This is a genomic window from Faecalicatena contorta (assembly GCF_003149105.1).
Classification (GTDB): Bacteria; Bacillota; Clostridia; order Lachnospirales; family Lachnospiraceae; genus Muricomes; species Muricomes contortus_C.
Genome location: NZ_QGDS01000001.1, coordinates 398,508 through 413,666, shown reverse-complemented (window position 1 = coordinate 413,666; position 15,159 = coordinate 398,508). Strand labels below are relative to the sequence as shown.

The following is a 15,159-nucleotide window of genomic DNA, read 5'->3' as shown; positions in this document are numbered from 1 at the left end:
TTTTCTGCCTTTATATGTGTATCATTATAGTTTGCATCTGACTCTGGAAAAAACATCATAAAATGTCCAATATTCCGCCAAATACCCTATCCAATAGAAACAGAGTGGATATTATCCACTCTGCATGCCTAACCTATCATATCATAGCCGTAAAAGTTTTTCAAATGTTATTTCAGTTCAATATCAGCCAGTTCCTTAGACGGAATGCTGCTGGAAGAATTCTTCACATAATTGTTGAGAGCTTTTTTGGCTTTTGCTACTGGAATATTTGTTCCTGCTCCTGCAATACATCCTCCCGGACATCCCATACCTTCAATCAGGCATCCGTTCATTTTCCCGGCTTTTGCCAGTGTCAGAATCTTTTTACATTCAGCAAGTCCTTCAGCATGTTCAATATTTACGTCCACATCGGGATAGTATTCATTGATACATTTTTCAATAGCTTCCGCAACACCGCCTGCACAGGCATAGCCGCGTCCTGCACCTGTAGCATCATGGAAGGAAGACTCTGCTTCATATTTGCTCAGATCAATTCCTTTCGCGTCAAACATAGCCTGAACTTCTTCAAAGGTTACTACAAAGTCTACATCGCTGCGGACAGACCTTCTGGAAGCCTCTAACTTTTTAGCTGCACAGGGACCTATGAATACAACCTTTGCATCTGGATTTTCCTGCTTGATTGTTCTTGCTGTAGCTACCATAGGAGTTAGTTCCCGGGAAATCTGATCAATTAAGTCCGGGAAAAACTTTTTCGCCATCATTGCCCAGGAAGGACAACATGACGTCAGAAGAAAGGGCAGATCCCCTGATACTACCTTTTCCACATAGTGATGAGCTTCTGCAACTGCACCGATATCCGCTCCAAGAGCAACTTCATATACTTCAGAAAAGCCCAGTTCCTGAAGGGCGGCCTTGATATTCCTTTGGGTAATATAATCCCCAAACTGACCGATAAAAGCAGGAGCAATCTCAGCTATGATTTCTCCGCCCTCCTGCAATGCACGGGTGAGCTGGAATATCTGAGATTTATCAGAAATGGCTCCAAACGGGCAGCTTACCATACACATTCCGCAGGATACACATTTATCTGTATCAATATACGCTCTTCCGTATTTATCTGATATAATTGCATTTACACCGCAGGCGTTTTTGCAAGGTCTTTCTTTTTTAGCTATGGCATCATAAGGGCAGGCAGATTTACATTTCCCGCATTTGATACATTTTTCCTGGTCGATGTAAGACTTTCTTCCTTCTACAAAAGAAATTGCATCTTTTGGACAGACCTCATGGCAGGGATGTGCAAGACAGCCTTTACACATATTGCTGACCTCATATTTATTTTCTTCACAGCTTTCACAGCCTGAAGGAATTACCTGCATAAGCGGCGGCTCGTAATACTTTTCTGAAATATTACTAAATTCCACTCCTGAGGTAAGATGTACTGGTTTATTCTCCGGGCGCAGTGACAGGCCCATGGCAAGACGAAGCCGTTCCCTGACTATTGCCCGGGCGCGGTAGGTGCTCTCACGGTATTTTTCAGTGTCATCATTTACAATTTCATAAGGAATTGCTTCCATATCATCCAAAAGCGTATCCGCATTCGCTTTAAAGCCCAATTTCGCAACTTCCGTAAACACTTGTCTCCGAATTGCCCTTACCGGGGTCTGCAGTCCTCTTATCATAGGTTCTCATCCTCCTGAATTCCCTTGAAAAACGGCAGTGCTTCCACTGCCGGGTTCACAATCATTTATCTTGCTGCCAATACTCGGTAAGCATATTTCAACATATCCTATTGAACACTAGCAGTTCAATAAGTATACCTTTTTGTAAAATAATCGTCAATACTTCCGCTTGTATAAAATAGGGTACATTTATCGCTTCCGAAACAGATCCTGGGCATAATAAACAGACTGCATTGCATCCTTCCCATAGAAGTCAGCTCCAATCATATCCGCATATTCCTGGTTTAAAACTGCGCCTCCAACCATAACTTTACAGTCCGGCACATTCTTTCGGAGCTGAGTTATAGTTTCTTCCATGCTGACTACCGTAGTTGTCATAAGAGCACTTAATCCTACAAGATACACCTCTTCCTCTTTTGCCTTTTCCACAATCAGCTCCGGTGCCACATCCTTGCCCAGATCGATGACATCGAAACTGTAGTTTTCCAGCAGAACCTTCACAATATTTTTTCCGATATCATGAATATCCCCCTTTACGGTGGCCAGTATAATCTTATTTTTCTTTTCGCGCTCCCCGCTTTCTGCAGGCAGGGATTCCTTTAAAATGGCAAACGCTGCCTTTGCAGCTTCCGCACTCATCAAAAGCTGAGGCAGGAAAACAGTTCCTTTTTCAAACCCCTTCCCTACATAATCCAGTGCAGGTATCAGATGTTCATTGATAATATCCAGCGGAGCCTGTTCTTTTACCAGTGATTCCGTGATATGGTGTGCCTCTTCCCTCAGTCCCTTTTCTATTGCCGCTTTGAGAGACATCTCGGCAGCACCGGAGGATACAAAAGGTGCCGCGGGGTTCTCTCCTGCATATTGGGAAATATATTTCTCACAGTTGCTATCCAGATTCATGAGAGCATGATATGCATAATATGATTTCATCATGTCCCCGGAGGAAGGATTGATAATTCCTGCACTCAGGCCGTTTAACATAGCCATTGTATAAAAGTTTGAATTAATAACAGGGCGGCTGGGCAGACCAAAGGAAATATTCGATACGCCGAGAACTGTGTTGACACCCAGACCTTCACGCACCTTTTTTAAAGCTTCCAGTGTTACCTTTGCTCCCTCTGGTTCAGAGCTGATTGTCATAGCCAGCACATCAATTACAATATCCTTCTTGTGTATTCCGTACTTTCCGGCTTCAGTAATGATGCGCCGGGCAACCTCTGCTCTTCCATCCGCTGTTTTAGGAATTCCTTCTTCATCCAGGGTAAGCCCGATGACAACCCCGCCATATTTTTGTATCAGAGGAAATACGGCATCCATAGATTCCTGCTTTCCGCTGACGGAGTTCACCATAGCCTTGCCGTTATAAATGCGCAGAGCCGCCTCCATGGCTTTCGTATCCACAGTATCAATCTGGAGAGGAAGACTGGTCACACTCTGCAATTCTTCCACCACTTCTACCATCATGGCTGCTTCGTCTATGTCAGGAAGCCCTACATTCACATCCAGAATATGTGCACCCTGATCCTGCTGGATGATACCTTCTTTCAGGATATAATCCATGTCATGTTCTTTCAGTGCCTGTTTAAATCTCTTTTTCCCGGTTGGGTTAATACGCTCGCCGATGATTTTAGAACCCTGTCCCAGACATACAGACTGTCCGTAAGAAGAAACTATTGTAATGTCTTTTTCCATGACTGGTTCAGGAGTCATTCCACGGCAAAGTTCTGTCATTGCCTTGATGTGCTCAGGTGTGGTGCCGCAGCATCCGCCGATAATAACAGCCCCCTGGTTTACAACCTCCTGCATGGTAGCTGCAAATTCCTGAGGGAGAACATCATAACATGTTTCTCCCTGAATCTGCTTTGGCAGACCAGCATTGGGTTTTACAATTACAGGCAGTGAAGTGTACTGGAGTATCTGGTTAAGAATGGGAAGCATCTGACGCGGCCCCAAACCACAATTAATGCCTAAAGCATCCACGCGAAGTCCCTCCAGAAGTGCTACAACTGCAGGTACATCCGCTCCAGTAAGAAGCTTACCTCTCTCATCAAAAATGGTAGTTACAAATACCGGCAGGCTGGTATTTTCCTTTGCGGCTAATACGGCTGCTTTCAGCTCATAGGTGTCGCTCATCGTCTCAATATGAATCAGGTCAGCTCCTGCCTGGGCACCGTAAATCATTACTTCACTGAAGGTTTTATAAGCATCCTCAAAGTCCAGGTCTCCCATGGGCTTTAAGAGCTTTCCGGTAGGTCCGATGTCCAAAGCAGTGTAAATTGTCTTCCCAGCCGTTTGTGCTTCCCCGGCTGCTCTTTTCGCATGTTCCACTGCTGTATATACGATTTCCTTAAGGGAACAGGATTCGTCGTGAAATTTCAATGCATTCGCTCCAAATGTATTCGTCAGTATAATATCACTGCCTGATTCGATATATTTTTTATGAATGTCTGTAATGATGTCTGCATGGGTTATATTCCATGTTTCCGGAAGCTCTCCGGGCTTTAAGCCCTCCGCCTGAAGTAATGTTCCCATACCGCCGTCGAAAAACAGCAGCTCTTTTCCTAATCTGTCTAAAATCATAAAGTATCCCTTCTATATGTGCAGTCTTTTTTGCCGCAGGATTCGCAGCCTTTGATGTGACATTTTTCCATTGTGGCGCTGGCGCCTATGACAGCTGTGACGGACTTTGTCGGAGTCATCATATAACTGTCTGTCATAGTCAGTCCGATATGCTTTGCACAGTCCAGCATCTGCATGAGTACAGCCTGATGGCGGATATCAAAATCCCCATATCCGGGGCTGAACCTGGGCCTGAGATAAAGTCCCTCAGCTTCGAGTTCTCTGCCGATATTACGCTGGCATTCATCACAATATTCTTCCAGCATGGCGGCTGCACATGCCTGGTGTATTACTGCCTTAGCCATATCAGTTAGAGATGTTCTTGTAATCAGCCTGTCAACTTCTGTTCCCAGGGTTGCACCAAATAGCACAATCTTACTGCATCCCCGGAGATTCCGCCCGAGATTCCGACTTTGTATCTCCGCTTTGCCGATTATAAACTTGTCATCCGCTATCTGCTCCAAATCAAAGATGCGATAGATGGATTTCCTGCCTGCAGCAGCTTCCAGATTCCTGAAAGAATCTGAAATCAGTGCAAGAGTAGAATCGTCTACCGCATGCTTTCCATATCCCAGATAACGGATGGCTTCTTTTGTCAGCATATCCATCTGTTATACTCCTAGCTCTTTATAATTTCTGATAAATTAGACATAATTGCTTCTGCGATTTCCGGCTTATTCATAGAATAAATGTGAATGTTCTTCACACCATTTGCCAGCAGGTCAATAATCTGATCCGTGGCATAGGCAATGCCTGCCTGCCACATGGCATCCGGGCATCCGCCAAATCGATCCAGGATAGCCAGAAACCTTCTGGGGAATATAGTTCCGGACAGCTCTTGGCTTCGCTTCATCTGCGCTGCACTTGTAATAGGCATAATACCTGGCAAAATAGGTACTGTGATACCAGCCTCCCGGATACGGTACAAAAAGTTATAGTGGATATCATTATCAAAGAACATCTGTGTAGTCAGAAAGTCTACTCCTTTGTCCACCTTTTCCTTCAGGAATCCGATGTCCTCCTTCTTATTCTCACTTTCCACATGCCCTTCCGGATAGCATGCTGCACCAATACAGAAATCCCCGTTTTTATGTATCTCCTCAACCAGCTCGGATGCATGCTGGAAGCGGTCTTCCGAGGGGAATGTCATTCCTTCCGGAATGTCCCCGCGCAATGCCAATATATTTTCGATACCAAGCTCTTTCAGATTCTTTATTACATTTCTTACTTCATCCTTTGTGGAAGAGGCACAAGTGAGATGGGCCAGGCTTTCCACACCCAGGTCTTCCTTAATATGCCTTGCAATTTCTGCCGTATTCTTACTGGTTCCTCCTCCGGCTCCATAAGTAACACTGATAAAATCGGGTTTCAATTCTGCAATTTTATCTGTGGCCTTCAATACCCTGTCAAATCCCGCGTCCGTTTTGGGCGGGAATACCTCAAAGGATATATGAATTTTGTCTTCCCTCAGTCTGTCTATAATCTTCATGTCATTCGTTCTCCTGTTTTGTATCTTAAACTGTCTTTCGAACAGTTTTTTTCTTTATTCTTCAATCAGGCTTTTATATAATTCCTGATATTGTTTTGCAGAATTTTTCCACGAAAAGTCCTTATTCATGGCGCGTTCTACAATTTTATTCCAGTCACGCTTCTTATCGTAATAAATACGTTCTGCATAACGGATTGTGCTCAGCATTTCGTGTGCATTGTAATTAGAAAAACTAAATCCTGTTCCAGTTTTTTCGAATTCATTGTATGGTTCTACGGTGTCTTTAAGTCCTCCGGTTTCTCTCACAATAGGAATCGTGCCATAGCGAAGGCTCATAAGCTGGCTTAAACCACATGGTTCAAACAGCGACGGCATCAGAAATGCATCGCATGATGCATAAATTTTGTGGGATAAGTCTTCCGAATAAAAGATATTTGCGGACACCTTTCCTGAATATTTCCATGCAAAATGCCGGAACATATTCTCATATCTTGCATCACCTGTACCAAGTACAACAATTTGTACTTTATCCTGGCATAATTCGTCCATGATATAATCTATCAGGTCGAATCCTTTCTGGTCTGTCAGTCTGGATACCATTCCAATAAGCATGGTTTTGGAATCCTTCTCCAGGCCCAGTTCCTCCTGCAGAGCCAGTTTATTTAATGGCTTATTCTTGCGGAAGGTGTCTACCGTAAATTTCCTGGCAATCCTGGAATCCAGGAAGGGGCTGTACTCCTCGTAATCAAGTCCATTCACAATACCACACAAATCATTGGAGCGTGCCCTCATCAGGCCGTCAAGTGATTCTCCGTAGAATGGAGTCTTAATCTCCTCAGAATAAGTCTGGCTGACAGTTGTAACCTTGTCTGCATATACGATTCCGCCTTTCAGCAGATTGGCATCTTTGTATGCCTCCATTTTATCTGGTACAAAATAATACTCCGGCAGTTCCGTAATCTGACGGACAGTCTTAGTATCCCATATACCCTGGAACTTGAGATTATGTATCGTCATAATGGTCTTAATTCCTCTGTAATATTCTCCTAGGTAGCGGAAATTGTCAATATAAACCGGTATCAATCCAGTCTGCCAGTCATGACAGTGGATTAGGTCAGGACGGAATTCGATGACGGGAAGGATACTGAGTACTGCTTTTGAAAAAAATGCAAACTTTTCAATATTCCACTTGGGATCTCCATCATAAGGAGCAGGACCGTTGAAATAATACTCATTGTCGATAAAATAAAATGTAATATTTTCATAGACACATTTCATAATTCCCACATATTGATTCTGGCCGGCAATGTCCATATAGAAATGTTCTTGATATTCCATCATATCTTTCCATTTTTGATTTATACAGGAGTATTTTGGCAGTACAACGCGTACATCATATTTTTTCCTGTTAAAATATTTTGGCAGTGAGCCTACAACATCCGCAAGACCTCCGGTCTTAATAAACGGTACACATTCTGAAGATGCAAATAAAATGTTTTTCATAGATACCCTCCCATTCCTTAGTACTAAGTGCAATAACTTTACCCGCTTGCAATCGAACTACTTTTAGACATTATAACTCATTTTACGAGTAAAGGAAAGAATTATCTGTGCTTATATTCTAGTTGGATGGTATCTGCAATCAGGGCTATAAACTCTGAATTTGTCGGTTTGCCTTTTCCGGTGCTGACTGTATAGCCGAACAATTCATCCAGTGTATCTAACTTACCGCGGTTCCAGGCAACTTCAATGGCATGGCGTATAGCACGCTCCACCCGGCTGGAGGTTGTCTGATATTTTTTTGCAACGGTAGGATAAAGCACCTTCGTGATTGCGTTGAGTACATCCATGTCCTCAACAGACATCATAATTGCATCTCTCAGGTAATGGTATCCTTTGATATGGGCCGGTATCCCAATTTCATGCAGCATATTTGTGACACGATTTTCAAGGTCCTCTTCCCTGGAATGGGTATTTACGGTTAATTCTTCATTTTTCTTATCGTGATTTTGGAACATGTTTCTTACAGTTTTGATACGATTCACTAACATTTCGTTATTGAAAGGTTTCATGATGTAGTAATTTGCGCCTTTGTTGAAAGCATCTTCTGTAATTTTTTCCTGTCCAACCGCTGTTACGACAATAAAATCAGGGCGTTTTGTCATAGTTTTATCTTGATTAATGCGCTCCATAACGGTTAATCCGTCCATTTTCGGCATAATCAGATCAAGAAGAACCACATCAGGCTGTTGATTTTTGATGATTTGACACATCTCTTCACCATTTTTAGCCTTTCCCACCACATTGAGTTCCTTGTCCATGTTGATAATCTCTTCCAGCAGATTCAGAATTCTTTCATTATCATCAGCGATGGCCACGTTCAAATGTTCCATAATCCCTCTCTCCTCTAAGGACCCGGACTGAGAAACGCCACGCGATTATTATATCTGCCAATCCTTGCAGAATCAAGGGTAATTTGTTTCATTAATTCGACAAACAACGTCACAAGGCTGTCACGCAACATTTCTCAGCATATTTTCTATAAAAATACCGTAGCCTTTTGTGGAATCCTGTACAAACACATGAGTTACTGCACCTATCAATTTTCCATTCTGCAAAATGGGGCTGCCGCTCATTCCCTGTATAATTCCGCCTGTTTTCTCAAGAAGTGCGGGGTCTGTAACCTGAATGACCAGACCTTTGTTCACTTCTTGTCCGGAATAGTCGATATCTGTCACTCGAATATTATATTCCTGAACCTCATTATCAATGAAGCAACGTATCGTCGCGTCACCGATTTCTATTTCATCTACAGAAGCAACCTCAACAGGAAGCTGTTCTGTAAACAAGTCGTCGATTTTTTCTACTTTTCCATAAATCCCCGCATCTGTGTTTTTTTCAATTGTACCAAGTTCATTATACCCATTATACACAATAATTCCTTCCATGCTCCCCGGAATCCCATTTTCACCTTTTTTTATGGAGTGGATGCTGGTTTTATATAAAGTGCCGTCGGCAATGGAGAGTAATACATTGGTATCGGTATCATGTATCCCATGTCCCAGAGCTCCAAATTCACTGTTTCCCGTCAGAAATGTAATCGTTCCCAGTCCTTGTATATTATCTCTCACCCAGATTCCTAATTTATACTCATTAGGTCCGGATTCCACTGGTTTGATTTTAACATCCAGAATTTCCTCGTTTCTTCTAAGCTGAAGAATAACCTCCTTTTCATTTAATTTCTTTAAAGCATTTATCAGTTCTTTTTTATTTTCAATCGCTGATCCATTTAGCCCGGTAATATAATCACCTGATTTTACAAGGTGGCCCGCAGGTTCGTACTCTACCCCGTCTACTCCTTTAATATGTTCTGTGTCCAGAACCATGACTCCGTCAGTTTCCATATAAATACCCACAGGCATACCGCCAACCAGAACAGTGTCGCTGCTGATAGCCTCAGTACTGACTTCCGTCTTCTGGTCCATGGCATCTGCGGCAATCCACCCGAAATAAGCTGCAGCAGATAAAAAAGCAGCAGAAAACAGAACGAGCATTTTATTCTGCCAGTGTCTCATGCACCCACATCCTTTCTTTATTTTTTATAAAGACAAAAAAACAGATACCAATTCGGTATCTGTTTTAGTATGTGTGCATGTAGTCTGTTTCACACTAGTATTATATTTCACTCTTTGCCATTTCTTTCATTTCGGCAGCGCTCTCCAAAATTTTACTGGTTATGTTCGCTCCACCAAGCAGTCTTGCTATCTCTTGAACCGAGTCTTGTTCTTCCAGGCAGAAGATTTCTGTTTTTGTTATATTTGATTTTGATTCTTTACGAATCAGATAATGGGCATCGGCCATAGCTGCTATTTGGGGAAGATGGGTAATACATATAACTTGCCTGCTTCTGCCTATCACACGCATTTTCTCTCCAACTCTGCCGGCGGTAATACCGCTGATTCCCGTATCTATTTCATCAAAAATTAAAGTAGGCGTGTCCTCTTTATCAGCCAGTACAGATTTGACTGCAAGCATAATCCTGGAAAGCTCGCCGCCAGATGCTACATTGCCTAATGGCTTTACAGTTTCACCTGGATTCGTAGACATATAGAACTCACCTTCATCTACTCCATTTGAAGAATAGACATCCAGCCTGCTGATTTTCATTTCAAACTCTACCTCAAGAAAATTTAAATCATTTAATCCTTGTTTAATCTCTTTCACAAAGATTTGTGCGGCTTTTTTTCTCGCTTTTGTCAGTGCATCTGAATATTTTTTCAATTCCTTTTCACTGTCTGCATATTTTTTTTCTAGTTCTGCAATATAGTTTTCATAATCTTTCAGTTCATTTAGTCTTTCTTTTTTGGCGCTGCAATATTCTTTGATTTCATTTACATTATTTCCATATTTTGCCTTTAAATAATTTAATAAGTTCAGGCGGTTTTCTGTCTCATAATACTCTTCCTCAGAAAATTCAAAACTTTTTTCATATTCCGACAGCTCCCGGTTAAAGTCATTCAAAAGGCTGTCAATCTCTACAAGCTGCTGATACAGGGCTGCCCCCTGCTCGTCACAGTCTTCAACACTCTGAAAGCAGCGGATAGCACGGCTTAGAAAGTCACTGGCATTCCCCTGGGCACTCTCGCTTGTATATCTGTATGTTTCTGCGATGCTTTCTGTGAAACGTCTGCTTTTTGTCATACGCTGATATAGGGTGTCCAGTTCCTCGTCTTCCCCATCCTGCAGCTCAGCCTCTTCTATTTCGCGGATTTCGAATTCAGCAAGTGAGATTTCTTTCCTCCTGTGCTCCTCGTCCAGACCTGACTCTTCCAGTGTCCGTCTGCACTTTTGAAATTTCCGGAATGCCGAAGAAACGGAAGCTTTCAAAGCTCCTACTTCGTCCCGGGCATATGTATCCAAAAGGGCCAGATGGTTTTTCTTATGGAGGAGGGCCTGATGTTCATGCTGGCCGTGAATATCAATTAAAAGGCTGGCCACATCCTTGAGAATCCCCATATTAACTGTTTCACCATTAATCTTGCTGATACTGCGGCCTTCCATTAGCTTCCTGGTCAGCACAAGCATTCCATCCTCCGGAAAAATATCCAGTGTTTCCAATTGCCTTCTGACAGCCTCATCCTCTACTGAAAATGCCAGCTCCACAAGTCCGAATCCGGCACCCTGCCTCAACATATCGGCATTGTATCTGCCCCCCAGGGCAAGATTTACAGAGCCCAGAATAATGGATTTCCCGGCTCCTGTTTCTCCAGTCAGAATATTGAGTCCCGGCTGGAATTCTACTTCAATTTCATCAATTAATGCTAAGTTTTTTACGTGCAGATATTGTAACATATATTTTCCCTAATTCCCTTTTGACACAATCTTCCGAATCTTGTCCATGACAGCTACGGTTTCTTCTGCACTGCGGATTGCACACATAATCGTGTCATCTCCTGCAATACATCCCACCACTTCTTTCCATTTCATAGCGTCCACTGCGGCAGCCACTGCCATTGCCATACCGGATACAGTCTTAATTACAAGGATATTCTGTGCCATATCCATAGAAACATAGCCATCCCTCAGCACACGAATATACTTTTCACTCATCCCATCCTCTTTTGGCTTCAGGATTACATACTTCTGCTTACTGCCATCCACAGATACCTTTGTAAGCTTCAAATCCCTGATATCCCTGGAAACCGTTGCCTGAGTCACTTTAAACCCGGCATGCTTTAAACGTTCCGCCAGCTCCTCCTGCGTTTCAATATTATTCTGGCTGATTAGTTCAATGATTTTTGCATGGCGACTGACTTTCATGATTCTAGTTTCCTTTCATTTTTTTGCGCAATGTTTTCATAAAGCTTTCTTTACTGAGCTTGACTAACTTTGTTGTTTCTGACGCTTTTTTTATAAAAACTCTATTTCCCGTTACGAGAGGAATTGTGTTAGTACCATCAAAGGTAACAGAAGCATGCTCCACTCTGCCGTACCGCCCCTTCCCGATTTCCACTTCGATGGTATCTTCCGATGACAATACGATACTGCTTGTATTCAGTGCATGAGGGCAGATAGGCGTTATAACAAACATGCTTGCCGTAGGCTCCACAATGGGGCCTCCTGCCGAAAGGTTATATCCTGTCGTTCCTGTAGGCGTAGAGATAATCACTCCGTCAGCTTCATAACTGTTCAGCAGCTCCCCGTTGACGTAGATATTAAAGTGTATGACGCGAAGGGATCCTTCCCGGGTAACCACAATGTCATTTAGTGCTACATGTTCCCCCATATACTGCACCTTGCCGCGCATCATCATCCGTTCTTCAATGACGGGCCTGGAATGAAATAATGTATCCAGAGCGCTGCGGAAATCCTGCACCTCCACTTCTGTCAGATACCCCAGTGTACCCAGGTTAACGCCAAGCAGCGGAACATTGTAGCCCTCCAGCTCCCTTGCCGAGCGGATGAAGGTTCCGTCACCTCCCAGTACCAGTGCACAGTCCATTCCTTCAGGAATCGTCCCCGCTATGATATTTCCTTCTTCATCTTTTTGGGACAGAATACCTGTTTTGCCGTTTTGCCTGATATATTCCAGGATTTCATTTGTGATGCAAAAGTCAGCATCTTTCAGTTTATTTGTTATAATGTAAAAATTATCCATCATATTCCTCTTACTTCGTCAATGTTTCAAATGCTTCCTCTACCACTGTTTTTAAGTCAATTTCTATTTCAGGCGCATCTGTGCTGCATTTCTTTAGATGTATCAGATATTCAATATTGCCCTCCGGCCCCTTAATTGGAGAAAAGTCAATATTTTTCACTTCAAATCCGATAGAATTTGCATACACCGCTACCTTTTCTATTACCTCATGGTGGGTGCTCTTCTCCCGGACTACGCCTTTTTTCCCCACCTTTTCTCTGCCTGCCTCGAATTGCGGCTTAATCAGAGCTACAATCTCTCCACTCTCTTTCAGATAGTTGCGGATAGGCTCCAGCACTTTCGTCAGGGAAATAAAAGAAACGTCTATGGAGGAAAAATCCACGGGCTCCCCGATATCCTCAGGGGTAACATAACGGATATTGGTTTTTTCCATGCATACTACACGGCTATCCTGCCTCAGTTTCCAGTCAAGCTGTCCTCTGCCTACATCTATGGCAAATACCTTTAAGGCACCGTTTTGCAGCATACAGTCGGTAAATCCTCCTGTGGAGGATCCCACATCCGTACATACCTTGTCCTTCACATTAACGTCAAATCTGGCGAGGGCCTTTTCCAGCTTCAGGCCGCCCCTGCTCACATAAGGCAATAGGTTTCCTTTTATTTCGATTTGTACATCCTGGGAAAATGCAGATCCGGCCTTATCTTCCCGCTGTCCTTCTACAAAAACATTTCCGGACATGATAACCGCCTTCGCCTTTTCCCTGGATTCTGCCAAACCGCGTTTTACCAGCAGTATGTCTAGTCTTTCCTTCATCCTGTTCTTTATCCTACGCTTTCCTGTTCCTTATTGTTATATACTCCGTAATAATTCTTTTCGTAACTGTTTTACAGTCCAGCCCGACCTCACAGCGCAGCACATCTACACTGCCATGCTCTATATAATCATCTGGAATTCCAATATTGAGCACATGAGCATCCAGGTAGGCACGGGACATGTATGTAAGCACCTGCTCCCCATAACCGCCGGTCAGAACATTTTCTTCTATCGTCACAAAAAGTGTGTGATCCCGGACCATTTTTTCCAGTATTTCTGTATCCAGAGGTTTTATAAAACGGGCGTTGACCAGACTGCAGCTGTAGCCGATGTCTTTCAGCTCTGTACGTACTTCCTCTGCCAGGGCAGCCATATGTCCAGCAAAGAAAATCACAATATCCTCCTCTTCATAGAGAACTTCACTTTTTCCATATGCAATAGGAGTGCGGAATTCCTTCAGACCTTCATAAGCATCTCCTCTGGGATATCTCAGCGCAATAGGATATTCAAAATCCACGGCAAATCTCACCATGTCTGCCATCTCCCAGCGGTTCTTTGGTGACATAACGGTCATATTCGGGATCGTGGACAAAAAGGACAGGTCAAACAAGCCCTGATGCGTCTCGCCATCACTTCCTACCAGACCTCCCCGGTCCACTGCCAGAACAACCGGCAGCTTTTGCAGACAAATATCATGAATTGCCTGGTCATATGCGCGTTGCAAAAAGGAAGAATACAGTGCAACAACCGGTTTCATGCCCCCTGCGGCAAGACCGGCAGCAAAGGTCAGTGCATGTTCCTCTGCAATTCCCACGTCAAAAAAACGTTCCGGAAAATATTTCTGAAAACGTGAAAGTCCTGTGCCGTCTGCCATGGCAGCCGTAATTGCAGTGATCTTATTATCCTGCCGGGCAGCGTCGCAGAGTACTTTAGAAAACACATCTGTATAGCTGTCCTTTTGAGCGGTACCTTTTGATTCTCCTGTCTCTACTTTAAAGGGTCCGGTTCCATGAAAACGGGAGGGGTTTTCCTCCGCAGGCTTATAGCCTTTCCCTTTTTTTGTCAGAACATGGACGAGAACCGCATGGTTCACTCTCTTTGCCTCATTAAGAATCTTGCAAAGCTTTCTTACATCATGACCGTCTACGGGACCAAGGTAGGTGATTCCCATATCCTCAAAAAACATGCCCGGAACAACAAGTTGTTTGATACCGCTTTTGGTTTTTTTCATTTGGTGTAAGATTTTTTCCCCCTGTACAGGTATCTTTAAAAGGGTATCTTCCACTCCTCTTTTCAACCCGGTGTAGGCCTGAGCTGTACGCAGACCATTCAAATACTGGGACATTCCTCCCACATTTTCAGAGATGGACATATTATTGTCATTCAGAACAATAATAAAATTACTTTTCAGCCGGGCAGCATTGTTCAAAGCCTCGTACGCCATACCGCCTGTCATGGCCCCGTCACCGATGACAGAAACAACAGAATGGGACTCTCCAAGAATATCCCTGGCAGCCACATACCCCATTCCGGCGGAAATAGAAGTGGAACTGTGCCCCGTATCAAAGGCATCACAGTCACTTTCTTTTCTTTTCGGGAACCCGCTCATACCTCCGTATTTGCGCAGGTCATCAAACCCCGCCTGCCTGCCTGTTAAAAGCTTGTGGGTGTAAGCCTGATGTCCTACGTCCCAGATCAGCTTATCTTCCGGCAGAGAAAAGACAAGGTGTAATGCCATGGTAAGTTCTACCACACCCAGATTTGAGGCCAGATGTCCTCCAGTTTTACTGATTTTTTCAACCAAAAATTCCCGAATTTCTTTTGATAAAATTTCCAGTTCTTCCGGATTCAGCTCTTTTATATCATTTTCCTTTTGAATTTTTTCTAATATCAT

General features: G+C 43.4%; 12 protein-coding genes. All 12 read right to left on the bottom strand.

Going from position 1 to position 15,159, the window contains the following annotated elements; genetic code table 11:
- Positions 1–167 precede the first annotated feature (167 nt).
- The 12 genes from A8805_RS02010 to dxs all read right to left on the bottom strand — a co-directional run bounded on the left by A8805_RS02010 (position 168) and on the right by dxs (position 15,159).
- Positions 168–1,682: a 4Fe-4S dicluster domain-containing protein gene (locus tag A8805_RS02010; RefSeq protein ID WP_109708527.1), complete on the bottom strand. Its 1,515-nt coding sequence runs from the start codon at positions 1,680–1,682 to the stop codon at positions 168–170.
- Positions 1,683–1,871: 189 nt separating this feature from the next.
- Positions 1,872–4,265 carry a homocysteine S-methyltransferase family protein gene (locus A8805_RS02005; protein WP_109708526.1) on the bottom strand — a complete coding sequence of 798 codons (2,394 nt, stop codon included), beginning with the start codon at positions 4,263–4,265 and terminating at the stop codon, positions 1,872–1,874.
- On the bottom strand, positions 4,262–4,912 hold the full coding sequence (locus A8805_RS02000; protein WP_109708525.1) for a vitamin B12 dependent-methionine synthase activation domain-containing protein: 651 nt from the start codon (positions 4,910–4,912) through the stop codon (positions 4,262–4,264). Before A8805_RS02000 ends, A8805_RS02005 begins: the two co-directional genes overlap by 4 nt.
- A gap of 11 nt (positions 4,913–4,923) precedes the next feature.
- Entirely contained in the window at positions 4,924–5,793 is an 870-nt protein-coding gene (gene metF / locus A8805_RS01995) for a methylenetetrahydrofolate reductase [NAD(P)H] (protein WP_109708524.1), read from the bottom strand.
- A gap of 54 nt (positions 5,794–5,847) precedes the next feature.
- Positions 5,848–7,296 carry a glycogen synthase GlgA gene (gene glgA / locus A8805_RS01990; RefSeq protein ID WP_109708523.1) on the bottom strand — a complete coding sequence of 483 codons (1,449 nt, stop codon included), beginning with the start codon at positions 7,294–7,296 and terminating at the stop codon, positions 5,848–5,850.
- A gap of 101 nt (positions 7,297–7,397) precedes the next feature.
- Positions 7,398–8,186, bottom strand: a complete 789-nt coding sequence (gene spo0A / locus A8805_RS01985) for a sporulation transcription factor Spo0A (RefSeq protein ID WP_109708522.1) — start codon at positions 8,184–8,186, stop codon at positions 7,398–7,400.
- Positions 8,187–8,306: 120 nt separating this feature from the next.
- The gene (gene spoIVB / locus A8805_RS01980; protein WP_109708521.1) at positions 8,307–9,368 is read right to left on the bottom strand and encodes a SpoIVB peptidase; all 1,062 of its coding nucleotides are present in this window, start codon (positions 9,366–9,368) and stop codon (positions 8,307–8,309) included.
- Positions 9,369–9,468: 100 nt separating this feature from the next.
- Positions 9,469–11,145 (bottom strand): DNA repair protein RecN, encoded by a 1,677-nt coding sequence (gene recN / locus A8805_RS01975; RefSeq protein WP_109708520.1) that lies wholly within the window; start codon positions 11,143–11,145, stop codon positions 9,469–9,471.
- Positions 11,146–11,154: 9 nt separating this feature from the next.
- Complete coding sequence (argR, locus tag A8805_RS01970; protein ID WP_109708519.1) at positions 11,155–11,613, bottom strand: arginine repressor; 459 nt, start codon at positions 11,611–11,613, stop codon at positions 11,155–11,157.
- A 4-nt stretch (positions 11,614–11,617) separates the two neighbouring features.
- Entirely contained in the window at positions 11,618–12,451 is an 834-nt protein-coding gene (locus tag A8805_RS01965; protein ID WP_109708518.1) for an NAD(+)/NADH kinase, read from the bottom strand.
- Positions 12,452–12,461: 10 nt separating this feature from the next.
- The gene (locus A8805_RS01960; protein WP_109708517.1) at positions 12,462–13,265 is read right to left on the bottom strand and encodes a TlyA family RNA methyltransferase; all 804 of its coding nucleotides are present in this window, start codon (positions 13,263–13,265) and stop codon (positions 12,462–12,464) included.
- A gap of 13 nt (positions 13,266–13,278) precedes the next feature.
- Positions 13,279–15,159 (bottom strand): 1-deoxy-D-xylulose-5-phosphate synthase, encoded by a 1,881-nt coding sequence (dxs, locus tag A8805_RS01955; protein WP_109708516.1) that lies wholly within the window; start codon positions 15,157–15,159, stop codon positions 13,279–13,281.

Excerpts from the sequence above, each read along its gene's own strand:
- A8805_RS02010 (WP_109708527.1), bottom strand. The coding sequence starts at position 1,682 with ATGATAAGAGGACTGCAGACCCCGGTAAGGGCAATTCGGAGACAAGTG.
- A8805_RS02005 (WP_109708526.1), bottom strand. The coding sequence starts at position 4,265 with ATGATTTTAGACAGATTAGGAAAAGAGCTGCTGTTTTTCGACGGCGGT.
- A8805_RS02000 (WP_109708525.1), bottom strand. The coding sequence starts at position 4,912 with ATGGATATGCTGACAAAAGAAGCCATCCGTTATCTGGGATATGGAAAG.
- metF (WP_109708524.1), bottom strand. The coding sequence starts at position 5,793 with ATGAAGATTATAGACAGACTGAGGGAAGACAAAATTCATATATCCTTT.
- glgA (WP_109708523.1), bottom strand. The coding sequence starts at position 7,296 with ATGAAAAACATTTTATTTGCATCTTCAGAATGTGTACCGTTTATTAAG.
- spo0A (WP_109708522.1), bottom strand. The coding sequence starts at position 8,186 with ATGGAACATTTGAACGTGGCCATCGCTGATGATAATGAAAGAATTCTG.
- spoIVB (WP_109708521.1), bottom strand. The coding sequence starts at position 9,368 with ATGAGACACTGGCAGAATAAAATGCTCGTTCTGTTTTCTGCTGCTTTT.
- recN (WP_109708520.1), bottom strand. The coding sequence starts at position 11,145 with ATGTTACAATATCTGCACGTAAAAAACTTAGCATTAATTGATGAAATT.
- argR (WP_109708519.1), bottom strand. The coding sequence starts at position 11,613 with ATGAAAGTCAGTCGCCATGCAAAAATCATTGAACTAATCAGCCAGAAT.
- A8805_RS01965 (WP_109708518.1), bottom strand. The coding sequence starts at position 12,451 with ATGGATAATTTTTACATTATAACAAATAAACTGAAAGATGCTGACTTT.
- A8805_RS01960 (WP_109708517.1), bottom strand. The coding sequence starts at position 13,265 with ATGAAGGAAAGACTAGACATACTGCTGGTAAAACGCGGTTTGGCAGAA.
- dxs (WP_109708516.1), bottom strand. The coding sequence starts at position 15,159 with ATGATATTAGAAAAAATTCAAAAGGAAAATGATATAAAAGAGCTGAAT.